This is a genomic window from Pseudomonas sp. GW821-FHT01A09 (genome assembly GCF_058986725.1).
Window position 1 is genome coordinate 412,218 of record NZ_JBYSWB010000001.1, and the last position, 24,937, is coordinate 437,154.

At 60.3% G+C, this 24,937-nt stretch carries 20 protein-coding genes and 1 pseudogene; 15 read left to right on the forward strand and 6 right to left on the reverse strand.

Annotation, left to right across the window (positions count from 1 at the left end):
- Positions 1 to 148 precede the first annotated feature (148 nt).
- Positions 149 to 1,063 (forward strand): LysR family transcriptional regulator, encoded by a 915-nt coding sequence (locus tag AC3WJP_RS01830; protein WP_493719516.1) that lies wholly within the window; start codon positions 149 to 151, stop codon positions 1,061 to 1,063.
- 365 nt (positions 1,064 to 1,428) lie between these two features.
- On the opposite strand, the gene AC3WJP_RS01835 is transcribed toward AC3WJP_RS01830, so the two are convergent.
- Positions 1,429 to 5,349: a YobI family P-loop NTPase gene (locus AC3WJP_RS01835; protein WP_493719517.1), complete on the reverse strand. Its 3,921-nt coding sequence runs from the start codon at positions 5,347 to 5,349 to the stop codon at positions 1,429 to 1,431.
- Between the two features lie 191 nt (positions 5,350 to 5,540).
- Between AC3WJP_RS01835 and AC3WJP_RS01840 the strand changes: the two genes are divergently transcribed.
- The 3 genes from AC3WJP_RS01840 (at position 5,541) to AC3WJP_RS01850 (ending at position 7,100) form a co-directional block, all read left to right on the forward strand.
- Positions 5,541 to 5,891: a hypothetical protein gene (locus AC3WJP_RS01840; RefSeq protein WP_493719518.1), complete on the forward strand. Its 351-nt coding sequence runs from the start codon at positions 5,541 to 5,543 to the stop codon at positions 5,889 to 5,891.
- Positions 5,892 to 6,327: 436 nt separating this feature from the next.
- Positions 6,328 to 6,645, forward strand: a complete 318-nt coding sequence (locus AC3WJP_RS01845; protein WP_493719519.1) for a type II toxin-antitoxin system PrlF family antitoxin — start codon at positions 6,328 to 6,330, stop codon at positions 6,643 to 6,645.
- The gene (locus AC3WJP_RS01850) at positions 6,645 to 7,100 is read left to right on the forward strand and encodes a type II toxin-antitoxin system YhaV family toxin (RefSeq protein WP_493719607.1); all 456 of its coding nucleotides are present in this window, start codon (positions 6,645 to 6,647) and stop codon (positions 7,098 to 7,100) included. The genes AC3WJP_RS01845 and AC3WJP_RS01850 overlap by 1 nt, the downstream gene beginning before the upstream one ends.
- 102 nt (positions 7,101 to 7,202) lie before the next feature.
- Here AC3WJP_RS01850 and AC3WJP_RS01855 read toward each other — a convergent pair whose 3' ends face one another.
- Positions 7,203 to 7,634, reverse strand: a complete 432-nt coding sequence (locus AC3WJP_RS01855; protein ID WP_493719520.1) for a nuclear transport factor 2 family protein — start codon at positions 7,632 to 7,634, stop codon at positions 7,203 to 7,205.
- A 272-nt stretch (positions 7,635 to 7,906) separates the two neighbouring features.
- Between AC3WJP_RS01855 and AC3WJP_RS01860 the strand changes: the two genes are divergently transcribed.
- The 3 genes from AC3WJP_RS01860 to AC3WJP_RS01870 are packed head-to-tail and all read left to right on the forward strand — an operon-like array spanning position 7,907 to position 10,967.
- A complete protein-coding gene (locus tag AC3WJP_RS01860) occupies positions 7,907 to 8,719 on the forward strand; it encodes an endonuclease/exonuclease/phosphatase family protein (RefSeq protein ID WP_493719521.1) in 813 nt (270 codons plus the stop codon).
- Positions 8,716 to 9,999 (forward strand): cardiolipin synthase ClsB, encoded by a 1,284-nt coding sequence (clsB, locus tag AC3WJP_RS01865; protein WP_493719522.1) that lies wholly within the window; start codon positions 8,716 to 8,718, stop codon positions 9,997 to 9,999. Before AC3WJP_RS01860 ends, clsB begins: the two co-directional genes overlap by 4 nt.
- Positions 9,996 to 10,967: a lysylphosphatidylglycerol synthase domain-containing protein gene (locus tag AC3WJP_RS01870; RefSeq protein ID WP_493719523.1), complete on the forward strand. Its 972-nt coding sequence runs from the start codon at positions 9,996 to 9,998 to the stop codon at positions 10,965 to 10,967. Before clsB ends, AC3WJP_RS01870 begins: the two co-directional genes overlap by 4 nt.
- A gap of 6 nt (positions 10,968 to 10,973) precedes the next feature.
- Here the strand turns inward: AC3WJP_RS01870 and AC3WJP_RS01875 are convergent, their stop codons facing one another.
- The gene (locus tag AC3WJP_RS01875; protein WP_493719524.1) at positions 10,974 to 11,645 is read right to left on the reverse strand and encodes a response regulator; all 672 of its coding nucleotides are present in this window, start codon (positions 11,643 to 11,645) and stop codon (positions 10,974 to 10,976) included.
- The gene (locus AC3WJP_RS01880) at positions 11,645 to 13,042 is read right to left on the reverse strand and encodes an ATP-binding protein (RefSeq protein ID WP_493719525.1); all 1,398 of its coding nucleotides are present in this window, start codon (positions 13,040 to 13,042) and stop codon (positions 11,645 to 11,647) included. Before AC3WJP_RS01880 ends, AC3WJP_RS01875 begins: the two co-directional genes overlap by 1 nt.
- 187 nt (positions 13,043 to 13,229) lie before the next feature.
- Between AC3WJP_RS01880 and AC3WJP_RS01885 the strand changes: the two genes are divergently transcribed.
- Complete coding sequence (locus AC3WJP_RS01885; RefSeq protein WP_493719526.1) at positions 13,230 to 14,294, forward strand: NAD(P)-dependent alcohol dehydrogenase; 1,065 nt, start codon at positions 13,230 to 13,232, stop codon at positions 14,292 to 14,294.
- A gap of 186 nt (positions 14,295 to 14,480) precedes the next feature.
- The gene (locus AC3WJP_RS01890; RefSeq protein ID WP_493719527.1) at positions 14,481 to 15,932 is read left to right on the forward strand and encodes a sugar porter family MFS transporter; all 1,452 of its coding nucleotides are present in this window, start codon (positions 14,481 to 14,483) and stop codon (positions 15,930 to 15,932) included.
- A 132-nt stretch (positions 15,933 to 16,064) separates the two neighbouring features.
- On the opposite strand, the gene mapR is transcribed toward AC3WJP_RS01890, so the two are convergent.
- Positions 16,065 to 17,474 (reverse strand): GntR family transcriptional regulator MpaR, encoded by a 1,410-nt coding sequence (gene mapR / locus AC3WJP_RS01895; protein WP_493719528.1) that lies wholly within the window; start codon positions 17,472 to 17,474, stop codon positions 16,065 to 16,067.
- A gap of 223 nt (positions 17,475 to 17,697) precedes the next feature.
- On the opposite strand from mapR, the gene AC3WJP_RS01900 reads away from it, so the two are divergent.
- From AC3WJP_RS01900 to AC3WJP_RS01925, 6 genes are all read left to right on the forward strand, one after another.
- The gene (locus AC3WJP_RS01900) at positions 17,698 to 19,158 is read left to right on the forward strand and encodes a SulP family inorganic anion transporter (RefSeq protein ID WP_493719529.1); all 1,461 of its coding nucleotides are present in this window, start codon (positions 17,698 to 17,700) and stop codon (positions 19,156 to 19,158) included.
- A 95-nt stretch (positions 19,159 to 19,253) separates the two neighbouring features.
- Positions 19,254 to 20,072: an HDOD domain-containing protein gene (locus tag AC3WJP_RS01905; RefSeq protein ID WP_493719530.1), complete on the forward strand. Its 819-nt coding sequence runs from the start codon at positions 19,254 to 19,256 to the stop codon at positions 20,070 to 20,072.
- A gap of 188 nt (positions 20,073 to 20,260) precedes the next feature.
- Positions 20,261 to 20,539 carry a DUF2790 domain-containing protein gene (locus tag AC3WJP_RS01910; protein WP_493719531.1) on the forward strand — a complete coding sequence of 93 codons (279 nt, stop codon included), beginning with the start codon at positions 20,261 to 20,263 and terminating at the stop codon, positions 20,537 to 20,539.
- A 394-nt stretch (positions 20,540 to 20,933) separates the two neighbouring features.
- Positions 20,934 to 21,212: a DUF2790 domain-containing protein gene (locus AC3WJP_RS01915; RefSeq protein WP_493719532.1), complete on the forward strand. Its 279-nt coding sequence runs from the start codon at positions 20,934 to 20,936 to the stop codon at positions 21,210 to 21,212.
- A 253-nt stretch (positions 21,213 to 21,465) separates the two neighbouring features.
- Entirely contained in the window at positions 21,466 to 23,547 is a 2,082-nt protein-coding gene (gene tkt, locus AC3WJP_RS01920; protein WP_493719533.1) for a transketolase, read from the forward strand.
- Between the two features lie 96 nt (positions 23,548 to 23,643).
- Positions 23,644 to 24,636 (forward strand): MFS transporter, encoded by a 993-nt coding sequence (locus tag AC3WJP_RS01925; protein WP_493719534.1) that lies wholly within the window; start codon positions 23,644 to 23,646, stop codon positions 24,634 to 24,636.
- Here AC3WJP_RS01925 and AC3WJP_RS01930 read toward each other — a convergent pair.
- Positions 24,585 to 24,872 (reverse strand): annotated as a pseudogene (locus AC3WJP_RS01930) (Sir2 family NAD-dependent protein deacetylase); the annotation flags it as partial. The gene AC3WJP_RS01925 and the pseudogene AC3WJP_RS01930 sit on opposite strands and share 52 nt — an antisense overlap.
- Positions 24,873 to 24,937: the final 65 nt, after the last annotated feature.

The following is a 24,937-nucleotide window of genomic DNA, read 5'->3' on the forward strand; positions in this document are numbered from 1 at the left end:
TATGGCGGCCTATTAATAGTCAACATGCCTGTGATTGATCGGCGATTCAATCAACCGGCACAATTTTCATTTTCTCGGTGCAGGTTACCAGCCTTTGCCCTTAAGATTCACCCCGCCCCCTCGTCGTCACTGAACAGAAGCACTGAAGATGAACCGTAACGACCTGCGTCGCGTCGATCTCAACCTGCTCATCGTTTTTGAAACCCTGATGCACGAACGCAGCGTGACCCGCGCGGCGGAAAAACTGTTTCTCGGTCAACCGGCCATCAGCGCGGCGCTGTCGCGTCTGCGCAGCCTGTTCGACGATCCGCTGTTCGTGCGCACCGGGCGCAGCATGGAGCCGTCGGCGCGCGCCACGGAAATCTTCGCGCTGCTGTCCCCGGCGCTGGACTCGATCTCCACGGCGGTGAGCCGCGCGTCCGAATTCGACCCCGCCACCAGCACTGCGGTGTTTCGCATCGGGTTGTCGGACGACGTCGAGTTCTCGCTGCTGCCGCAACTGCTCAAGCGTCTGCGCGGCGAGGCCCCCGGGATCGTGCTGGTGGTGCGCCGCACCAATTACATCCTGATGCCGGCGCTGCTTGCCTCCGGCGAGATTTCCATCGGCGTCGCCTATACCAACGACCTGCCCGCCAACGCCAAGCGCAAGGTGCTGCGCCGCGCGCGGCCGATGCTGCTGCGCGCCGACAGCATGCCGGGGAGCATGAGCCTGGATGACTTCTGCAGCCGGCCCCACGCGCTGGTCTCCTACGCGGGCGACCTCAGCGGCTTCATCGACACGGCTCTGGAAAAGATCGACCGCAAGCGCCATGTGGTGCTGGCCGTGCCGCAGTTCAATGGTCTGGGCACGCTGCTCGCTGGTACCGACATCATCGCCATCGTCCCCGACTACACCGCTGACGCATTGACCGCCGCGGGTGGCCTGCGCGCCGAGGAGCTGCCGCTGGAGATTCAGAGCTTCGAAATGCACATGGCCTGGCGTGGCTCGCAGGACAACGATCCGGGGGAGCGTTGGTTGCGGTCGCGGTTGCAGATGTTTTTTGGCGATCCGGAGAGTCTTTAGGCATCGTCTGGCAGGCTGTTCGGCTGATCATTTCTGGCTTTCCACAAACCACGGAGATCCATTCACTTCCAGACGATTGCTACATTGGGGGCACATCTAGGGGCATTCTTTGGATAGTTTGAAAAGGATGCCCCCAGGCTGAAGTCCAACAGCCACTTTTCGAAAAAGTCATCCGCTGCTGCTCCCCAACCGCCGTCGAGCGCTATCCGATCACCTCAATTTGAATCGCCCCGAGTTTTCTAGACTCCCTTAAAGCCTCACGCGGCGCGGCGCGCCCACTCCGACGCCGTGATTGATGCCTGTATAGGCAACCCTCTCAGCGCCATTCAAGAAGCACGCTGATGTAAGCGAGCTAACAAAGCTGTCTATTCGGCGCTTGCCGTGTCCTTCATTTCACTCGGTCGGGTGTTCGCTGTGAGAACGTCGTCCTTCGCGGTCACGCTGCCAACAAAACCTCGTGCTTGCAATGCCTCCAGCAATCGTAGATTGGCTGCACTGGACGCCACCTCAATCTTTCTCACATTGGGCGCTAACCGGTCGAAACCTTCCGCTAGCAGCCCAAGCAGGGCTGTCACCTCTACCCACGTGCTGGACGCTAAACATTGGACGAGCATTTCCTGTCGCTGTTCTGACGACAGTCCATCCTCAGCCATGAGCTTTCTAAGTATGGGGGCAAACGAGGCGGGGAAACGCGACGTACCAGCGTTGAGCCAACTGCAGAGCCGGGCAATTTCCATAGTGGCTACGCCGGAGGTATCAAACGTTTCGTGCGGTACAGCAGTCCACAGGTTGATTTTGTCATCTAGTGTTGGCACGCTGCTTTGGCTGAGCGTGATCACCATTTCGGTGGGCAGTTGGGTAAAGTCGATATGCTCTCGTGCCTGACTCCAGTGCGCAAGGAGGTAAGGAACCTCCAAGTTGAGGTCGTATGTGCGGATACACTCTCGGATCTCAGGAGTGAATGCCAAGAAATCCGCGCTCGCCAGCATCTTCCAGCGTTCTGCAGGCAATCTGCCTAAAGAACCACTTAGGATCACCGGATTATTCAGGTTCAGCCCAGCGAATAGCTCTACAACGGTTTCGTTGTCGACTGCTGGTGTGCTCAGTAGATAGCTCTGCAAATCTATATGTCGGGCCTGATTGCTTACCCATAAATGTTGGTTCAGGAATTTTGTGTGGTGCTTGATGAAATCCGCGAAGGCCTCCATGTCTACCGGTTCGCAACCTTTATCAGTAAGGGCTGGCAGCAAAACGTTGTTGAAGAACGACCAGACGGCGTCAACTCGCATCGAGACGCGATCAGTTGATAGCACAATCGCCCACAGTTTTTGAGGTAAGTCCTCCAAGCGCTCAACCTCACAAATCGTGCGCGCAAACAGCAGGTGCATGCTTGTGGTTTCCGCTGCAACGTCGAGCACTTTCAGCAACGTTGAAAGTGACGCGGCTGACTCCTCCAATTCACCCGTTTGACTCAAAAGCACATTTGCCAGCGCGTCAGGCGACTCAAGCAACTGCTCATCAAGGCCCGTAATATTTAGCGCCTTGAGGCGACGGTAAGTGACGTTCGCGCTGCCGTGAGCGGATTTGCTTTGTAGGTCATCGGCAGTTTTGGGGTCACCCTTCTGACAAACTAGGGTAAGCATGTGCAGGTTAAAATCGATACAGCGCCATTCGATCAGTTGCGCAAGATCATCCAGAGGCGTGGTTTCGCCCAAGTGATTGAACTGAACGGGTAAAGTCTTCAACCAACTCCACCCGCCCTCGCCCACTTTGAGTTGTGGCATCAAGCGCGAGTTATCTTCAAGCGCCTCAATGGCGCTGCGAATTTCGGTGTTCGGATGAACATCGAGTGCCTGCAACTGGTCGGCGGCCAACCCATCCAGGATGGCGCCAATAAGCAACTGCTTCAGGATCACCGTCTCGAAGCGAGGTGCCTCCGTCAGCAGTGCACGGAACAAACCAGGTTCAAATTCAAAGACGGCGCGAACAAAACGATGTGAATTCGGCCCCAAAATCAGTAACTCGGCCGCCTCCGCCATCCTGCCCAGATGATCTTTCAATCCGCTCCTGAAAATGGTCATGAGCAACTCGCGCGCGTGGCTCCAATCGGGCGCGGAGTAGGCGTCACTCACCAGGTAATCGATCAGCGATGCGATGATACCCCTCCCATCGCCAAGGTCGTCGACATCGAGTTTTTCCACCACTGTCTTGGCCGCGCTGATGACGGTCGTCACGTCCGGAATGGCGCCGCCTCTGAGCCCCAGCAGCAGGTTTTTATCTTCCGCGGTGAGCGAGCCAGGGTAAAAGTAGCCAAAGTAATCTGGGTAATCGGTATCAAGGTAGCCGTGGCGCATCAGGTAGATGGCAAGTTCCAGACCCGCTAGATTTTGCAGGATCACTTCGCCATAGCCGTGTTTGGCGGCGCCACGAAAGGTCAGGCGATTGATCAGACTCGACTGTAAACGCTGCTCGGATATCTTTGTATCAATTCTGCCCATCGTTTGCTGGAGCAGGTCATAACGCTTTTGGTAGTTTGTCGAAGCAAGCAGTTCCAATGGTGCATCGGGCACCGACGTCGAGTTTGATATCTGGCCATATCGGTCAAGCGTTATCATCGCTAACTTAGCGTTTTGAGAAAAAATGGTGTCAAAGACGTCATCGCGAACAAACTCGCGCAATGAGTAGTGGCCCGCATCTCGAATGCGCACATGCGAAGCGAATTCAGCACCAGATTTTTCTAATAGCGCCAACCAAACGTGCGTCCGTAGTTCGGCTGCGCTGCTAGCGACTTCCTGCACCTTCCGCTCGCGCTCCTCGCGCAGCGCCTGATAAACACTCTCAGCGTGTTTGTGCAGTTGACTCCGCCATTCGCGAAAGCCATGAAGCGTCTCATAAATAGGCCCTCGGCGCTTTACCAGCTCGGCATACTCATTCGGGTGCAAGTTGCGAATCGCGATAATCGCAAATAGCTTATTGGGGGCCAGCTTCAAGCCCGACCCCGCTCTCAGGATGCTGGAGAACATGTCAAATTCGTTGACGATATTTTTGATCAAGCGCATATCATCAATAAAATATGACACGGTTTCAAGCAGATGAGGATCTAGCCCAGTGTCTAACGGCACCCCGTTGAGCTTTCTCAACCCCAGCAGCTCAATCATCTTCTCGCGTGAATTTTCCGAGTTGACAACCGGGATGATCGGAATAATCAGGTCAAAAAACTTGGTTTTCTCACCCACTGCGAACAGTTCATCGCGTAGCGCGTATACAAAGTACACGCGCCGCCGAATCTGTGGTGACTGCTTGATGATGAAATTGATCTCACGCAAACGCGTGAACACATCTTGAATGCCGAAGCGATCCAGGTCTTCGATCACCACCACATTGATATTGCTGCGTTCAAAACAGTAAATAATCTCGTCGACATTTTTGTGCAGCACCGAGCCTTGGTGCGTCGTTTCCAACTTACCGCCCTTGATGGTGAGGCCGTCAATGCTGAACGAGGACAGCAACCTTAGCCCAAAGAATACCAGGTACACGCCGCCCACACCGAGCGCGGCGACCGCAATCCAATCCGGAAGTAGCAACAGCCAGCCGCGTAACCACTCAGGGATGATAATCAGTGGTTTCTCTGCCACGGGTGCATATAGCCTTAGGGCGCACACCATCAGTAAAACGAAGAACGCGGTGTAGCCCCAGAGCGCAGACAATGAGGCTTGAACGATGCGTTTCAGGCGGGTTTTGGGCAGTTGCTTTGACGGCACGGCATAAAGCAACTGCTGAACGATGGCTTCCTCGATTCGCGTTGAAAGATCGGTGTCGCTTGCAGGTTCTGAGGTTAGTTTTTCTGGCGGCCGAGCAGTGGTCTGGCCATTAGCCGCGGGCACCGAGGGGTCTTGGTTGCCCCCAGCCTGGTCGCGCTCCTTGCCAAAGGCGGCTAATGAAATAAACGCAAAGTTGAATTCCGGATGCCTATCCACAAACGTACGGATCACGCTGCTTTTGCCAGCGCCATACTCACCGGTGATCGCGATATTACGCACTTGGTCATTGGCCAGCGCACTCAACAGCTCACGCTCATAGCGTTGCGACGAAGGCAGGTCTAACAGAACAGGCGTCAGCGGCTCGAAGACCGTGGTGCCATTCGGAACCCTCAAAAAATCCTGCGCGGCCTGCAGCGCCTTACGCAACGCAGTGGTGTATCGCCGGTACTGTCCAATGCCCTGGCAAATCATTGCAGTGCCACGTTTATGAACTGAATGGAAAAATGCCACTACAGGCCTGCGCATCCGTGTCTCCTATCTGACGATAAATCTGCCGAGGACACCCCCGCCAAAAGCCCTGATCTGGAATACACAGCCGATAACGGCTGGCCTGCTTTCAGGATCCCAGATGATAGCGCACCGCTATCTCTCTAAGTGATGTGTCTAACCAGACAGGTAAGAAAAATAGCTTCCCACTACCACTGGAAGACAACGCCGTGCGCGCCACGGCAGATGCGCAACAGCTAGCACGCGCCAATGTTTCGATTCACATCTATGGTCTGAACCGTCTGAAACTGTTCCAGGATCGCAACCGTTTGCTAAGGAAACTGCGATTCCTCGGTGATTTGATCACGGAATTGGCTGAGTCGATTACTGCGCTGAAAGAGCCCGCAACACAGCGCCTATTGATGGGCACACCTGCAGCTGGTGTGCCCATGCGCCTTCGCCTTCGCCTTCTCCAAGATCGCGTGCTCTCCGAACTGAAGGAGACCACCGCGCCGGAAGCCCCATATGCTTCGATGGCCGGTGCCTGGCTTGAAAATTTTATGGAAGCACTTCGCATTTAAGGTACATCTATACTGGAATATAGACTTTTCTTCGTTATTTCACAGCACTGGCGCGGAGCAAACCCATGGCAACCCCATGCTAGCGAGTCAGCTCACTAAAATCTTGGCTTGATAGTGGCCGACGAGGTATCCAAGGTGCCATAGACCGACTTCGTATTCAGGGAGATATCCAATGTGGAATCATTTGCTGACTTAAGAAAGACAAAGAGACGTCCCTAGGCCAATTGCGTTGCCAGCTGCAAAAAGCCAAGCTGCCAATCTACGACCACCTAGACTGACATCTAGCAACCGCCTTTTCTTATGCTCCATCACATCTAGTCCCACGACATCCCGGCTAACCGCGCCAACTTTAGTACCGTCAAATTAGTCGATCACCTCCATTGACCAAGTAAGGAATTTTCCTTACCATCACTCCAAACATCTGGAGCACCTGCACATGCGCGCCTTCCACGAAATCGCCACCCTGACCTCCAAAGGTCAAGTCACACTTCCTAAATCCGTCCGCCAATTGCTAGGTCTGGACACGGGCGGCAAAATCGCCTTTGACGTTCGGGCCGGTGAGGTCGTTGTCAGTCGTGTTGAAGCTGCCCACGAAGATCCGGCGATCGGTGCATTTCTCGACCTGCTGGAAGCCGACATTCGCGCCGGTCGCAATCTCGGCGCACTGCCGCCAGACCTTGCCGACGTGTTACTGGCCAACGCTGGTCACACAGTCAACCTGGACGATGATATCGAGGGTGAGGTTGCGATTTGATCAAGTCTCATGGATGGACGCTGCTGTTCCATGAAGGGGTGATTTCTCAATTACGCAAGTTGCAGGAGGCCGCTGCACGCGCCGAGCAAAACGACCCGCAAGGGTTCGAAGGCAACGCCAACGTCAAACTGCTGCGTGCGTTAAGCCAACTGATCATGGATGGAGTGCCGAGTGACCCGGCACGGGATGAATTTCGCCAGGGCAATACCCTGGGGGCAGCCTATCGCCATTGGCGACGAGCCAAGATTGGCAGACGATTCCGGTTGTTTTACCGCTATGACTCGACATCCAGGGTCATTGTCTATGCCTGGGTCAACGATGAGCAGACCTTGCGGTCCGCAGGTAGCAGATCCGATCCCTATGCCGTTTTCGAAAAAATGCTGGGCCGAGGCAATCCACCAGATGATTGGGATGCACTCATTGCATCGACGCAAGGCGATTGGCGCTGTGCTTAGCCTCACTGGCAGACCGAACAGCCTTTGATCATGCGCCACCCCGACTGGCAAAACAGAACCTGGCCATTGCTCAGCCAGATCCTGCCTTGAAATGCCCGACCTCTAGAACTTGAAAGCCTGGCGCCCAATCAACAGCCACTTGCCTTTGCGCTGCTGCCACACCTGAAAGTTCTCGATCTCGGTAGGCACGACCTGGCCGCTGTTCACCGCTTCAGCTGAAAAATGGTTTCGCACCAGCGCGACATCACCATTCATGATGATCTTCTGATTGAGCATCTTCAGGGTGTTGAAGCCGCTTCTACCGGTTTTGATATCGTCGATGAAGGCTTGTTTGTCCTGCACCTTGCCGCTGGAGTGGCCGTAGCTGACGTTGTCCGCGGTTAGGGCTTCAAGTTCCGCGATGTTCTTGTGCAGCATTGCCTGAGTCAGACGATCCACTGCCGCGGTGACCGCGGCCTCATCGGACGCTGGCGAAGCATTGACCAAACCGCTGAACAGGCAGAGAACAATCAAACTGCGCTTGAGTGAGTGCATGGAGGCGTTCCTTTTATTGTTGTTGGAGGAAGCGTTTTCGCTACCGCGTGGTACGTTATCATACAATTGCGCCGTTACTACCCTGCCCTGTCCTCAACGGGCCCAGCCTGGCCTGCGAACCCTGCCGTCAGGCACTTCACTGAAACTTCCGGCCCCCTGCCCAGTCGGAAAGTCTGAGCCCGCTGCCCAAGCGCGGCGGCTCTGGCGTAAGCCGCCCGATGTCCGCTGCCTGTCATGGCGCGGCTGCGAATGACCCGCCAGGAGCTTTACCCATGCACGATCAGGATCTCGTCGACGCCGCGCAGGCGACGCCGGCCACGGCATTGCCCAAGGACGCCCCAGCGGTCACTACCTTGCGCGTATTGACGGTCAACACCCATAAAGGCTTCAGCCCTTTGAATCGGCGTTTTGTGCTGCCCGAGTTGCGCGAGGCGGTGCGGGCGCTGTCCGCTGACGTGGTGTTCCTGCAGGAGGTGCTCGGCACTCACCGCCAGCACGGCCAGCGCTACGACAATTGGTCCGACGTGCCGCAATACGAGTTCCTCGCCGACAGCATGTGGCCGGTGTTCGCTTACGGGCGCAATGCGGTGTATCCGGACGGCGAGCATGGCAATGCGCTGCTGTCGAAATTTCCGATCCTGCGCCACGAGAACCTCGACGTCTCGATCAGCGACGGCACCGAAGAACGCGGCTTGCTGCATTCGGTGCTGGCGGTCCCGGGCCAGGGTGAAGTGCACACCATATGTGTGCACCTGGGCCTGCGCGAGGGCCAGCGCCAGCAGCAGCTGCGCTTGCTCTGCGACCTGCTGCAGCGGATTCCCGAAGGCGCTCCGGTGATCGTCGCCGGCGACTTCAACGACTGGCGCCAGCGCGCCGACAGCATTCTGGCCGATGCCGGCATGCATGAGGTCTTCGTCGACACCTTCGGCGCCCCTGCCCGCAGCTTTCCGGCGCGCTGGCCGCTGTTGTGCCTGGATCGCATCTACCTGCGCAATGCCAGGGCGTTCATGCCCCAGGTGTTGGCGCGCAAGCCCTGGTCGCATCTGTCCGACCATGTGCCGCTGGCAGTCGAGGTACACCTATGAGCCCGACTGGCATGGACAAGTCGATGCAGAACTTCATCGCCAACCCCGACGAACACTGGCGCGCGGACAACGAAGCGCAATTGCTGATCAACGGCGAGGAGTTCTTCCCGAGCGTGTTTGCCGCTGTTCGCAATGCCCGTGAAGAAGTCTTGATCGAGACCTTTATCTTCCGTGACGACAAGGTCGGTCGCGAACTGCAGCAGGCGTTGATCGAGGCGGCCCAGCGCGGCGTGCGGGTGGAGATGCTGGTCGACGGCTACGGCAGCGATGAGCTGCAAGCGCCGTTTATCCGTGCCCTGACCGATGCCGGCGTGCATCTGCTGGCATTCGATCCACAGCCGCGGCGCTTTGGCGTACGCACCAATCTGTTTCGCCGCTTGCACCGCAAGCATGTGATCGTCGACGGTGAGATCGGCTTTATCGGCGGCATCAATTATTGCGCCGACCACCTGGCGGACTACGGGCCCATGGCCAAGCAGGATTACGCCATGCGCGTGCGTGGCCCGATCGTCGCCGACCTGCACCGCGCCACGCTGAAGCTGATGGACGAAACCAGCCGCCTGACCCGTACCGCCAAGCCATGGTTATCTCGTGGTCCGGCGCCGGAAGCCGATACCGCCCGGGCGCGGATGCTGCTGAGTGTGCGCGACAACACCGCCCACACCAATGACATCGAGCAGCACTACCTGAATGCGGTCAGCCAGGCGCGCCAGCGCATCATCATCGCCAATGCCTATTTCTTCCCTGGCTACCGGCTGTTGCGCGAGCTTCGCAACGCGGCGCGTCGGGGGGTCAATGTCACCCTGATCCTGCAAGGCATGCCGGACATGCCCCTGGTGCGCCTGTGCTCACGCCTGCTGTACAACTATCTGCTGCGTGATGGCGTGGTGATCCGCGAGTACATCGAGCGACCGCTGCACGGCAAGGTCGCCTTGGTGGATGAGCAGTGGTCGACGGTGGGCTCGAGCAATCTCGACCCGCTCAGCCTGTCGCTCAATCTGGAAGGCAACCTGATCATCGACGATCGCGCCTTCAACCAACGCCTGCATGAGCACTTGCACGAACTGTCCCAGACGCACTGCAAATCCATCGCTCTGGAGCGCGTATTGCGCGGCTACTGGTGGCGAGCGCCGATCATTTTCGTGTGTTTCCACTTCTTGCGTCATTTCCCGGCCATTGTCGGTTTGCTGCCTGCCCACTCACCAAAACTCAAGCCGATGCTGCCGACGCCCGGCGAGACGCCGGTGACCCCGGCATTCGATCAGGAGAAGGCCTCATGAAAGCCACCGTCGCCGAACATCCCGGCCAGGCCTCTACCCCGCAAAAACGCAGCCTGTGGCGTTGGCTCAAACGCGGCGTGGCGGTGTTGTGTTTCGTCATGGTACCGGTGCTGTTGTTCCTGCTGGTGCGCAACATGGACTGGCAAGAAGTCAGTCACGCCTTGCGCTCCTACAAACTGACTACCCTGCTGGTGGGCGTGGCGATCACCCTGGCCAGCTACCTGGTGTTCGCCAGCTATGATCTGTTGTCCAAGCGCTACACCGGGCACCAGGTGCCTGCCACTCGGGTGCTGCCGTTGGCGTTCGTCTGCTATGCCTTCAACCTCAACCTCAGCAGCTGGGTCGGCGGTATCGCCCTGCGCTACCGGCTCTACGGCAAGCTGGGGTTGAAGGCGGCGACCATCACCCAGATCCTCAGCCTTGGCCTGGTCACCAACTGGTTGGGCTATCTGCTGATCGGCGGCACAGTCTTCGCGCTCGGGTTTCCTGACCTGCCCGCCGGGGTGAAGATCGGCGCTACCGGGCTGCGCCTGATCGGCGTGGCCATGGTGCTGGTCGGGGTCGCCTATCTGCTGGCCTGCGCCTTTGCACGCAAACGCACCTGGCGTGTGCGTGGCCAGGAAATCACCTTGCCGACCTTTCGCTTTGCGCTGCTGCAAGGGGCCACGGGGGCCTTGAACTGGGCATTGATGGGCGCGCTGATCTACCTGCTGCTGCCCGCCAAGGTGAGCTTTTTCGAGGTGCTGGCGATCCTGTTGATCAGCAGCATCGCCGGGGTCATCACTCATATTCCTGCAGGCTTGGGGGTGCTGGAAACGATCTTCATCACCCTGTTGCAGGGTGAGTATTCCAAGGGCGCCCTGCTGGCCGCGCTGATCGGCTATCGGGCGCTGTACTTCCTGCTGCCGTTGGCGATTTCCTGTGTGATCTATCTGGTGCTGGAACAGCGCACGCGTAAATCCACTTAGCCGCGATTACAGCTCGAAGCGATAGCCCACGCCGTATATCGACTGGATCGGCGTGCAGCTCGGGTCGATCTGCTCCAGCTTGCGGCGGACATTCTTGACGTGGCTGTCGACCGTGCGGTCGGTGACCACGCGGTGGTCCGGGTACAGTCGATCGAGCAATTGGTCGCGGGAAAACACCTGGCCCGGCGCGCTGGCCAGGCAATTGAGCAAGCGAAACTCCACCGGGGTGAGGTCCATCTCGACCCCGCGATAACTGGCCTTCCAGCTGCCTTCGTCGAGCACCAGCACGGTACCCGGGCCGGCCCCGCGAGGCTCGCGGCGACGCAGGATCGCACGCACCCGCGCTACCACCTCCCTGGGGCTGAAAGGCTTGCAGATGTAGTCATCGGCGCCGCTGTCGAGCCCCAGCAGGCGATCGATTTCCTCGACCCGTGCAGTGATCATCATGATCGGCACGTCACTGAACGCGCGCAGTTCGCGGCACAGCGAGAGACCGTCGCGGCCCGGCAACATGAGGTCGAGCAGGATCAAATCCGGCTCGCGGGCCTGCACGCTCGGGATCACCTGCAAGCCGTCGCCCAGGCACTCGACGCTGTGGCCGGCGGCCAGCAGATAGTCGCGCAACAGCGCCGCGAGCTTGGGTTCATCCTCGACCACTAAAATATGCGCGGCGTCCATTACGCGGCTCCTTTGGGCAAACGAATACTTAGCCATAACCCGCCCAGCGGCGAGCGTTGGGCAGTCAAGGTGCCGCCATGGGCGGTGACGATGCTCTCGCAGATGGCCAGCCCCAGCCCCGCCCCGCCGCTCTCGCGGTTGCGCGAGCCTTCGGTACGGTAGAACCGCTCGAACAACCGCGGCAGCTGCTGGTCGTCCACACCCGGCGACGAGTCGATGAAATCGATACGGATCAGGGCAGGATCGTCGCTGAGGATCACCCTCAGCTCACCGCCGGGGTCGGTATAGCGCAGGCTGTTTTCCAGCAGATTGGTGAACAGTTGCTGCAACCGATCGGCGTCGGCCGCGAGCCACTGCGCCAGGGGCGGCGCTTCGATGCTCAGGCGCAATTGGCGCTGACGAAAACGCTCGACCTGGGACGCCACCGCGCGCCGGACTTCCTCCTGCACGTCGATGATTTCCTTGCGGTAGCTCAGGGCGCCGACGTCGGTCAACGACAGCTCGTAGAGGTCATCCACCAGCTTGCCGAGCCGCGCCACTTCGCCTTGCAGCGACTGCAGCGCCGCGCGGTCAGGCTTGCGTACGCCGTCTTCCAGCGCTTCGAGCTCGCCGCGCAGCACTGACAGTGGCGTACGCAGCTCGTGGGAAACGTCAGCCATGAATTCGCGCCGCAGACGCTCGTTGCGCTCCAGCGTATGGGCCAGCAGGTTGAAATCCCGCGCCAGCTGCCCGGCTTCGTCATCAGTGATGACATGCACGCGTTCGGCATAGTCGCCCGCGGCCAGGCGATGGGTCGCCGCGGCCACCTGGCGCACCGGTGCCAGCAACCGCCGCGCCACCCACCAGGCGATCAGCCCGGCCAGCAGCACGCACAGGCTGCCGATCGCCAGGCTCCAGAGCATCTGATTATGGAAGAAGCGCTGGCCGCCGGCTTCGGTGACGCTCTGGAACGGCGTCATCGCCAGCCAGCCGACGGTACGGCCGTCGACATCGATCGGCAGGCGAATGGCGTCCTTGCTGATCTGGTAATAGCCCATGACCCGCTCGCCGTCGGCATCCAGCAGGGTGATGCGAAACACCGCGCCGGTAAGGTCGGACACCGGGGTCTGACGGCCAAAGCGCACGCCGTCAGGGTCGTTGACGGGGCGATCGGGGCGGATCAACTCGAACCACGCAGGCGGCTTGTCGCGCACGAAGTCCCAATCCTGATGCAGCCGCCAGGCGGCGACGAAGCGCGGTTGCACCGACTCCATGCGCTGTACGCTGAGCTCGTTGAGGTAACCGAGAAAGCCACGGGAAAAGCTCAAGCCATTGGCCACCGCCATGCCCAGCACCACGGAAATCATGGTGGCCAATACGGCGATAAAGAGCTTGGTCGAAAGGCTGGTTCTGATCATCAAAGCGGCCGGCGGGGTGCACAATCGACCCATTAACGCCGTCGAGCCCCGGATTTACAAGGCCTTGGCGCAAACTTCAAATTTTCTGCACATTTGCTTCGCGGCGTTTTCATACAAAACGAGGATGGTTGGCGTAGGCTTGTCCTTTGCCGTCCCCCCATGAGACTTCCTTTCAAGGAGCCATTGAATGACCCAGGTTCTAACCTACGCAGCGCAAACCGCCAGTGATCGCCTCAAGCCGTTCAAGATCGAGCGCCGCACGCCGGGTGCCGATGACGTCCAGATCGACATTCTGTTTTGCGGGGTATGCCACTCCGATCTGCACACCGCGCGCAACGAATGGCAGAACACCCTGTATCCGTCGGTCCCCGGCCACGAAATCGTCGGCAAGGTAACCGCTGTCGGCTCCGCCGTGACGCGCTTCAAGGTCGGCGACCTGGCTGGCGTCGGCTGCATGGTCGACAGCTGCCAGCACTGCGCCTCCTGCGCCGAGGGCGAGGAGCAGTATTGCGAAAACGGCTTCACCGGTACCTATAACGGCCCGGTGTTCGGTGGCGAGAACACCTTCGGTGGCTACAGCGACAGCGTGGTGGTGAAGGAGAAATTCGTCCTGCATATCGCCCCTACCGATAATCTCGCGGCCGTCGCGCCGCTGTTGTGCGCGGGCATCACCACCTTTTCGCCCCTCAACCACTGGAAAGTCGGCCCTGGCAAGAAGGTCGGCGTCGTCGGCCTGGGTGGCCTTGGCCATATGGCGGTGAAGATCGCCCACGCCATGGGCGCTCACGTGGTGCTGTTCACCACCTCCGAGAGCAAGCGCGCAGACGGCCTGCGCCTGGGCGCCGATGAAGTCATCGTGTCGCGCAACGCTGACGAAATGGCCACCCAGGCCAACAGCCTGGATTTCATCCTCAACACCGTGGCCGCCCCCCATGATCTGGATGCTTTCCTCAATCTGCTCAAGCGCGACGGCACCATGACCCTGGTCGGCGCTCCGGATCATCCGCACCCGTCGCCTACGGTGTTCAACCTGATCTTCAAGCGCCGCAGCCTGGCCGGCTCGCTGATCGGCGGGATTCGTGAAACCCAGGAAATGCTGGATTTCTGCGCCAAGCACGGCATCGTCTCGGATATCGAGATCATCGCCATGAAAGACATCAACGAGGCCTACGAGCGCATGCTCAAGGGTGATGTGAAGTACCGTTTCGTGATCGACATGGCGACGCTCAAGGCTGAAGCCGACGCCGCATGATCAGGCGACACCCGTGCATCGAGGGGGCCTGCCCCCTCGATGCATTTCACGCGGGTGCGACAATCCGTACCGTGCCAATAACTGGCGCAATGCCATTTAGCGTTGAACGTCTGCTTCGCGCCGCGATCCATTGGTTACAGGGGCACCCCTACTGCACCTGTCTTCTGATAAAGGATCGTGTTTGCCATGCTTGCCTCCACCCCTTCCCCGCTTGCCGCGGGCGCCGAACCTGACGACGCTGCCACCAAGCGCGCCAACCGCCTGATCATCCGCGTCGCCGTGATCGCCACCATGGGCGCTCTCGCCTTTGGTTATGACACCGGGGTGATTTCCGGTGCCTTGCCGTTCATGACCTTGCCTGCCGACCAAGGCGGCCTGGGCTTGACCCCGGTCACCGAGGGTCTGGTGGCGTCCTCATTGATTCTCGGCGCCGCCCTGGGCTCGCTGTTCGCCGGGCACCTGGCGGATCGCTTCGGCCGCCTCACGGCGCTCAAGGGCCTGGCCATTCTGTTCATGATCGGCGCCTTGGGCAGCACCCTGGCACCGGACGTGACCGTCATGGTGATCACCCGCTTCATTCTCGGCATGGCGGTGGGCGGCGCGTCTGCCACGGTGCCGATGTTCCTCGCTGAAATGGCCGGGCCCAAACGCCGCGGCCGCCTGGTCAGCCAGAACGAACTGATGATCGTGCTCGGGCAATTCCTGGCCTATTCGTCCAACGCCCTGCTCGCCTATTTCGCCCACACGCCCCACGTGTGGCGCTACATGCTGGCGATCGCCATGCTGCCGGCAGCGTTGCTCTATGTCGGCATGCACTTCGTTCCCAAGTCGCCGCGCTGGCTGGCCTCCAAGGACCGCTACGACGAAGCGCGGGAGGTGCTGCTGGAAATTCGCGCCGACCCGGAGCAGGCCGAGCGAGAAATGAAAGAGATCATCCGCCAGAACGAGATCGATCACGAACAGTCCGGCTGGTTCGCCGCCTTTGCCGAGCCCTGGACGCGCAAGCTGCTCTACATCGGTATCGGCCTGGGCTTCGTCGCGCAGTTCACCGGCGTCAATGCCTTCATGTATTTCACCCCGATCATTCTCAAGTCCACGGGCCTGGGCACCAACGCAGCGCTGACCGCGACCATCGGCAACGGTGTGGTGTCGGTGCTGGCGACGGTATTGGGGATCTGGCTGGTGGGGCGTATCGGTCGTCGGCCCATGCTGATCAGCGGCTTGAGTTTCGTGATTCTCGCGCAGGTGCTGCTGGGCCTGGTGCTGAGCCTGCTGCCATCAGGGCCGATGCAGAGCTATCTGGCGCTGGGTTGCATTTTGATGTTCCTGCTGTTCATGCAGACGTTCATCGCCCCGGTGTACTGGCTGTTGATGTCGGAGCTGTTCCCGTCCCACCTGCGCGGCTCGATGACCGGCATGGCGGTGTGCGTGCAGTGGATCTGCAACGCCACCGTAGCGTTCCTGTTCCCGCTGTCGCTGAGCCTGTTCGGCAGCGCCACCTTTCTGGTGTTCGCCGGGATCAACGTGCTGTCGCTGCTGTTCGTGATGATCTGGGTGCCTGAGACCAAGGGCAAATCCCTGGAGCAGATCGAGCGGCATCTGGAAAAGCATCTGGGCGAAGACGAAGTCCCCGCCTGACGCTGACCCTGACCCTGACCCTGACCCTGACTCTGACTCTGACTGTAGCGAGGGGGCTTGCCCCCGAAAAGTCTGTCAGTCGCATTGAAGTGGCTGACAGACTTTTCGGCGGCGAGCCCCCCCGCTACAGGGTTAAAAGCGCTGCAACAACTCCCCTAACGTCTGCATCGCCGCCTCGCTGTGCTCATCCCACGGATAGCCGTGGTTGAGGCGCGCGCAATTGCCAAAGCGCCCGGTGGCGGAAAAGATCGGACCCGGCGCAAGGCTGACGTTGCGTTCCAGTGCCTGATGAAACAGCTGCAGCGAATCCACCTCGCGAGGAAACTCGAACCACAGAAAATACCCGCCGGCCGGCCGGGTTACCCGCGTCTGCGCCGGAAAATGCCGCGCCGCCGATGCCAGCATGGCGCTTTGCTGCATTTCCAGATGGTCGCGCAACTTGCGTAGGTGCCGATCGTAGCCGCCGTGCTGCAGGTAATCGGCGATCGCGGCCTGGGCTGGCACAGAAGGCGAAATCGTGGTCATCAACTGTTGCCGCCTGATGCGCTCGGCATAGCGCCCGCCGGCCACCCAGCCGACTCGATAGCCCGGCGCCAGGCACTTGGAAAACGAACCACAGTGCATCACCAGGCCTTCACGGTCGAAGCCCTTCACCGGCTTGCGCGGCTGCACGCCGTAATACAGTTCGGCATACACGTCATCTTCTACCAGCGGCACCTGATGCTCGCACAGCAAGTCATACAGCCCTTGCCGGGTCTCGTCGCTCATGCTCGCCCCCAGCGGGTTCTGCAGGCTGCTCATGAACCAGCAGGCCTTGATCGGCCATTGTTGCAAGCTCTGGGCGAGCACCTGCAAATCGATGCCTTCACGCGGGTGCACAGGAATTTCCACAGCCTTGAGTTTCAGGCGCTCCAGGACCTGCAAGGTCGCATAGAACGCCGGGGCCTCGATCGCCACCAGATCGCCGGGCTGGGTCACCGCCTGCAGGCAGAGGTTCAAGGCTTCCATGGCGCCATTGGTGATGACCAGTTCGTCGACCGGCGAATGCACGCCGCTGACGCCGTAGCGCAAGGCGATCTGCCGCCGCAGGTCGGCATTGCCGGCGGTCATGTCGGCGACGATGGCATGGGGCGACAGCATCTTCAGGCTCTGGGCCATGGAGCGCGCCAGCCGTGCCAGGGGAAACAGCTCCGGGCTGGGGAAGGCCGAGCCGAAGGGCACGGTCGCGGGGTTTTTCAGCGAACCCAGCACCGAGAACACCAACTCGCTGACATCCACCTCGGTGGTTTGCGCGTGCCCGCCACCGGGGTTGGCCTCGGGCAGCGGTTGCATGGCGTGTTCACGGACAAAATAGCCGGAACGCGCGCGCGCCTGGATCAGCCCCCGATCCTCCAGCAGGTAATAGGCCTGAAACACTGTCGACGGGCTGACTCCATAAGTACGACTGGCATGGCGCACCGAAGGCACTCGGCTGTTGGCGGCCAGCACCCCGGAGCGGATCATTTCGGCAATCTGGTCGGCGAATTTTTCGTAGCGTTTCATGGGCGACCCGCGGGCAGGCAAACAGCGGCAAGCATGGCGGGCGGGGAAGAAAAAGAACAGAGGCAGGGTCTTGGGAATTTTGCGGATCAGATGCCAGGCCCGTTGGCATGGGCGGTGCGGACACATCCACTTGCAATTCTGTTAGGATTGCCCTTCCCTTCTTATAACAACTGCCTTGCGAGCCCGCGTGCCCGTGAGGTCGGTGTGCTGATCCAGGTAACCCATGTCCCTGACCGCTTTGCGCAGTAACCTCCTCGCCGGCCTGACCTCATCCTTCGCCCTCGTCCCCGAGTGCATCGCCTTTGCCCTGGTGGCCCAGGTCAACCCGCTGATGGGTCTGTATGGCGCCTTCATCATCTGCACCTTGACCGCGCTGTTCGGCGGCCGCCCGGCGATGATCTCCGGGGCAGCCGGCTCCATGGCGGTGGTGATTGTCGCGTTGGTAGTGCAGCACGGCGTCGAGTACCTGCTGGCGACGGTGGTGCTCGGCGGCCTGATCATGGTGCTGTTCGGCCTGCTCAGGCTCGGCAAGCTGGTGCGTATGGTGCCGCATCCGGTCATGCTCGGCTTCGTCAACGGTCTGGCGATCATCATTGCCATGGCCCAGCTGGATCATTTCAAGCTGCCGGACGGGCACTGGCTCAGCGGTCAGCCATTGCTGGTGATGCTGGCGCTGGTGGCGGTGACCATGGCGGTCGTCTATGTGCTGCCGCGCTTTACCAAAGCCGTGCCGGGTGCGCTGGTGGCGATCGTCGGCGTCAGCCTGCTGGTCGCCCTGGCGGGTCTGCCGACTCGCACCCTGGCGGACATGGCCACCATCGCCGGCGGCCTGCCGACCTTCCACTGGCCCAGCGTGCCGCTGAACCTGGCGACCCTGAAAATCATCGCGCCTTATGCAACGCTGATGGCGATGGTCGGCCTGCTGGAAACCCTGCTGACCTTCAACCTCACCGACGAGCTGACTGAAACCCGTGGCCAACCCAACCGCGAGTGCGTAGCCCTGGGCGCTGCCAATGTGGTGTCCGGCCTGTTCGGCGGCATGGGCGGCTGCGCGATGATCGGCCAGACTGTCATCAACCTCAGCTCGGGCGGACGCGGCCGTCTGTCCGGCGTGGTCAGCGGCGTCATGATCCTGTTATTCATCCTGTTTCTCTCGCCGTGGATCGAGCGCATCCCCCTCGCCGCGTTGGCGGGAGTGATGTTCGTGGTCGCCCAGCAGACCTTCGCCTGGGGTTCGCTCAGGGTGCTGGGCAAGGTACCGCTCAACGACGCCGTGGTGGTGGTCGCGGTAACAGTCATCACCGTGCTGACCGATCTGGCCACCGCAGTGCTGTGCGGTATCTTGATCGCCGCGCTGGCATTCGCCTGGCAGCATTCACGGGACATGCGTGCCGAGGCGGACGACAGCGTTCCCGGGCGCAAGGTCTACACACCCCACGGCACGCTGTTCTTCGCCTCGACCACGCACTTTCAGGCGCTGTTCGATCCGCAGCGTGATCCCGATTCGGTGATCGTCGATTGTCGTTACCTGCACGTCGTCGACCACTCGGCCATCGCCGCTCTCGAAGGGCTTGCCGCGCGCTACGAGAAGTTCGGCAAGGGCTTTGAACTCAGTCATCTGTCGCCGCGCTGCGAGCGCTTGCTGACCCGTGCCGGGCTGACGTCGAAAATCGGGGTCAATTAATCGTCCTGGGGGCAGATACACTCACCAGGACGGCTTTTTTGCCTTCCGCTGGAAATTGCCTATCGTTGGTTAATCTGTCGTGAAAGGTAGCCCCCATGGAACTCGAAAGCCTCTTCAAGTCGCTGCATGCCCTGCCCAGCATTCCCAAGGTCGCACAGGACCTGATCCTGCAGTTCGACAGCCCCAGGACCAGCCTCGACAGTGTGGCCAAGAACATCGAGAAAGATCCGGTCATCGCCGCCAAGATCCTGCGCCTGGCCAACTCGGCACGTTTCAGGGGGTCGCGAGAGTCCTCGAGCATCGAAGACGCCGCCATGCGCCTGGGCTTCGACACCTTGCGGACTCTGGTGCTGTCCTCGGCGGTGACCGGAGCGTTCAAGGCCGGCCCAAACTTCGATCTCAAAGGGTTCTGGCACAAAAGCTTCCAGGTGGCCGGCATCTGCAAGCTGCTGGCCAAGCATTCCGGGGCCGACGCTGAAATCGCCTTTACCTGCGGAGTGATGCACAACATCGGCGAATTGCTGATCCAGACTGGCGCGCCGGAGATCGCTGCACGCATTAACAGCGGCCACAGCGGCGCCGGGCGGGTCGCCAATGAGACCCTGCAACTGGGTTTCGGCTATCCGGAAGTCGGTGCCGAACTGGCCAAACGCTGGCAACTGCCGAAGGTGATTCAAGACGCCATTGCCTATCAGGCCCAGCCACTGAAAGCGCCAGCCGACGCGATACAGCCGCGAATCGTCGCCCAGGCGATTTTGATCGCGGACGCCCTGGATGAGCACGGTGGTGCAACGGCCGAGGCGCAGGAGGCCGTCAACGGGCCGCTGTTCGAAGGCGTGAAGCTGGCGGCGGTGTTCGAGGCACTGCCGGCGGTACTGGAAGCCGACAAGGCGTTCTCCGAACTGCTCGCCTGACCCCTCTCGGCGAGGGGGCCGCCCCTCGCTGCATCCACGTCGAGCCAAGGTTGAATGCAGCAATCATTTTCAATGATGCGCTGTATTGATCAGCAGTATTTCTGGGTTTTTACCCACACGCATAAACTTCAGTTACCGGAGCGAAACAAGTGATTCGCTCCAGACCTAAACCAACTGGAGTTACCCTCATGAAATATGCACTCTTTGCCGCCCTGTCGATGTTCAGCTTGTTTGCCGCTGCAGCCGAGCCTGTGAACTTGGCGCCTGTTACTGTCAACGGAGCGAAAGTACCGACCGTTGAATACAACTACTCGCAACATCTGGACATCGCCAAGGTAATAAGCACCAAGGCCGACAATCCTGATGCCTGCGGCCTGACCAACGCCAACATGGTGTATGTCGACAGCAAGGGCGTGACCCATAATCTCGAATACACTCGCTTGGGCAATGGTTGCCAGAATGGTTGATTCTGCAGTCATTGGGATGTCCAAGCTGGCGGGTTATTTGCCAGCGCAATATCAGACCGAGTTGTCATTTTATCGTTCCAGGCAAAAACCGCCGTCAGTTGCTATTCAGTAACTGGCGGCGGTTTTTTTATCGGTTTCACACCCGTTGTTACCTCTCGCGCCATCTACGCGCCAGGCATTCATGCCCTGTTGCAGCTGAGTTCGCCCCTGCCGGGGCCCCGAGGCAGCGTCCACGGAACTCGCCTGTGGCCTGACAATCATTTTCGATGATGTAGTGTATTGATAACCGGTATTTCAGGCTTATCACAATCGGGCCTAGACTTCGATTACTGGAACGAAACAAGCGCTTCGCTCCGCACCCGTATCACACTGCCAAATTCTATGGAGTACGCTCATGAAATATGCACTGTTTGCCGCCATGTCTTTATTCAGCGTGTTTGCCGCTGCTGCCGAACCTGCCTCACTGGACCGGGTCACCGTCAACCCGTCGCAACCTGCTCCCGTGCAATACAATTATTCGCAACACTTGGATATCGCCAAAGTCGTCAGCATCAAAGCCGATGATCCGGACACCTGCGGTACCACCAATGCCAATATGGTCTACGTTGACAGCAAGGGTGTAACCCACAACCTTGAATACACCCGCCTGGGCAATGGTTGCCAGAATGGTTGAGTGTTCGGTGCGGGTTTCATATGACCGGACTCGATACGCGACAACCTCTGCTCAGACCCGACCGTTATTAGTAGGCTACAAATAAAAACCGCTGGCGATTACCCTTGGTAATTAACAGCGGTTTTTTATTGCCTGATTATTAGCTGTTCACCCAACTTTTCATAATCCGAAGGCAACTCAGGGCGCCAGGAGCGGTCAGCTTTACGAGCTGAATCATTTTTTCTCCCCGTTCCAAGGCTAAAGGATCATTGTCATGCCCTCTTCTGCCCCATCGAACACCGAGCACAGCAACGCTCAAGAACTCCTGTCCATCAACACCATCCGTACCCTGTCCATGGACGCCGTGCAAAAGGCGAATTCCGGACACCCGGGCACGCCTATGGCGCTGGCGCCGGTTGGCTATACCTTGTGGAGTCGCTTCTTGCGCTACCACCCGCAGCATCCCGACTGGCCCAACCGCGACCGCTTTGTGCTCTCGGTCGGCCATGCCTCGATGCTGCTGTATTCGCTGCTGCACCTGGCCGGCGTCGATGAGATCGATGCCAATGGCACCTTGACCGGCAAGCCGGCCGTCAGCCTGGACGATATCAAGCAATTCCGTCAGCTCGACTCCAAGACCCCCGGCCATCCGGAATACCGCATGACCACTGGGGTCGAGACCACCACCGGGCCATTGGGTCAGGGCTGCGCCAACAGCGTCGGCATGGCCATGGCCGAGCGCTGGTTGGGCGAGCGCTTCAACCGCCCGGGCGCCACCCTGTTCGACTATAAGGTCTACACCCTGTGCGGCGACGGCGACATGATGGAAGGGATCAGCTCCGAAGCCGCCTCGGTGGCCGGCCATCTGAAGCTGGCCAACCTGTGCTGGATCTACGACAACAACACCATCAGCATCGAGGGCCACACCGAGCTGGCCTTCAGCGACGACGTCGCTGCACGTTTCCGCGCCTACGGCTGGCGTACCCTGCACGTGACGGATGCCAACGACACCGAGGCGCTGGCGCAGGCGCTGGAGACTTTCCGCAACACCACCGATGCGCCGACCCTGATCGTGGTCGACAGCCTGATCGGTTATGGCGCCCCGCACAAACAGAACACCGCCGCTGCCCACGGTGAGCCATTGGGCGAGGATGAGATCCGCCTGGCCAAAACTGCCTATGGGGTCAACCCGGATGCCAGTTTCGATGTGCCGGAGCAGATCCGCACCGTGCTGCGGGATGCCTTGCTGACGCGTGCCGACAGCCAATTCAGTGCCTGGAACAAGGCACTGGAAAGCCTCAAGACCACAGAGCCCGCGCTGGCCGATGAACTCCAGCGCATGCGAGCCGGCGAAATGCCTGAAGGCTGGGCGGCGAAGCTGCCGGTGTTCGACGCCGACGAAAAAGGCGTCGCGACCCGCGCTTCGGGCGGCAAGGTGCTCAATGCCTTCGCCGAACAGATCCCGTGGGTGATCGGCGGTTCTGCCGACCTTTCGCCTTCGACCAAGACCAACCTGACGTTCGACGGCGCCGGCAGCTTCAGCGCTAGCAACTACAGCGGTCGCAACCTGCACTTCGGTGTGCGTGAACATGCCATGGGCGCCATTGCCAACGGCCTGGCGCTGTCCTACCTGCGCTCGTACACCTCGACCTTTCTGGTGTTCAGCGACTACATGAAGCCGCCCATCCGTCTGGCGGCGATCATGGAGATCCCGGTGGTGTTCGTGTTCACCCATGACTCCATCGGCGTCGGCGAGGACGGCCCGACCCACCAGCCGATCGAGCACCTCACCCAGCTGCGCGCAACGCCGGGCTTGCTGACCTTGCGTCCTGGCGATGCCAATGAGGCGGCGCAAGCCTGGAAGGTCGCCCTGAGCCAGACGCACAAGCCGTCGTGCCTGATCCTGTCGCGGCAGAATCTGCCGACCCTGGACCGTACCCGTTATGCTCCGGCGTCCGGCGTGGCCAAGGGCGGCTATGTGCTGGCCGATGCCGACAACGGCAAGCCGCAGGTGATACTGCTGGCCACCGGCAGCGAGTTGAGCCTAGCGGTGGAGGCTTATGAGCAACTGCAGAGCCAGGGTATCGGCGCACGAGTGGTGTCGCTGCCATGCTGGGAGTTGTTCGAAGAACAGGACGCCGCCTACCGCGAGCAGGTGCTGCCCGCCGCCATCAAGGCCAGGGTGGCCATCGAGCAAGCCGGCCCGCTGGGCTGGGATCGTTACGTCGGGCAAAGCGGCGCCAAGGTGGTGATGAACAGCTTCGGCGGCTCGGCGCCGCTGGCCAAGCTGCAGGCCAAGTTCGGCTTCAATGTCGACAATGTGGTCAAGCTGGCCAAGCAACAGCTCGACCTGTAACCCGCGCACCCTGTAGCGAGGCGCGCCGCGCCTTGCTACAGCTCGTCGGCATGGCACAATGGCGCCTCCCCCAGCGCCTTCCACGTCGAGACCTCAGTGACCGATCTGCCTGCTCGCCCCTCCATCCTCAACTCAAGTCTGCTCGGCATCGCCCAGATCATCGCCTGGGGCGGCTCCTTCTACCTGACCGCCGTGCTGGCCGCTGCAGTCGTGCGCGATACCGGCTGGGCGCAGTCCTGGGTCTATGGGTCGTTATCCGTCGGCATCCTGGTCTCTGGCCTGCTGGCGCCAGCGGTGGGCAAGCTGATCACCCGGTTCGGCGGCCGGCCAATGCTGCTGGCCAGCAGCCCGATCATTGCCATCGGCCTGCTACTGCTCGCCATCGCGCCCACCCTGCCGTTTTTTGTCGGCGCCTGGTTGATCATCGGCACCGGCATGGCAGCGGGTCTTTACGATCCGTTGTTCGCGACGCTGGGCCAGCGCTATGGCAAGAATGCCCGGGGAGCCATCACTCAGGTCACGCTGGTTTCCGGCTTCTGCACCAGCATTACCTGGCCGCTGGTGGCGCTCCTGGTGGAGCATCTGGGCTGGCGAGGTGCCTGCCTGGCCTACAGCGCGATGCTAGTATTGCTGGTGCTGCCGATCTATCTGTTCACGTTGCCGCCCCAGGCCGTCAAGGCGCCCGGCGCAGAGGCCGCTGGCGTGCCAACCGAAGACCAGCACCTGCCGGCGCCCCAAGGCCGAATCTATTGGCTGATGACCGCGAGCTTCATTCTCGCCGCAGTGATCATGACGGCGATCTCGGTGCAATTGATCGCCTTGTTGCAGGCGCGCGGCGCAACGCTGGTAGCGGCATTGGCTATCGCCGCATTGATCGGGCCCAGTCAGGTCGGGGCGCGGGTGGTGGAAGTGCTGTTCGCGCGCAAGGCGCATCCGATCTGGAGCATGCTCGGTTCGACCGCCCTGGTTGCCATCGGTTTGATCATGATCATGGCCGAGCCTGGCCTGGCGGTGCTCGGCATGATTCTGTACGGCCCCTGCTGCTGCAAGGTGGCCAATGCCTGGTGCGCCGCATTGGGGCGTGCCTGACCGACGCCATGCCAGCCGAACATGGCCCGCGCCCAATAGCGCTTGCGCGCGCTGGCCGAACCGATGAACTCCTGATGCATCATCGGCGCGTTGCCACGGCGCACGCCTTCGGTGTCGCGGTAGTCGGGGATGCCGGAGGCGGTACTGATACCTGCGCCGGTCAGCACCAGCACCGAGCGCTGCGCCATGCGCTCGCATAACCCGCCGAGCGCGGTCTGGACGTCATTATCGAGCATGGGGAGTCTCCGTCACTGCGTCGGATACTGCGTGAAACAAGTGACAGAGAGGTTAAACCATCCAG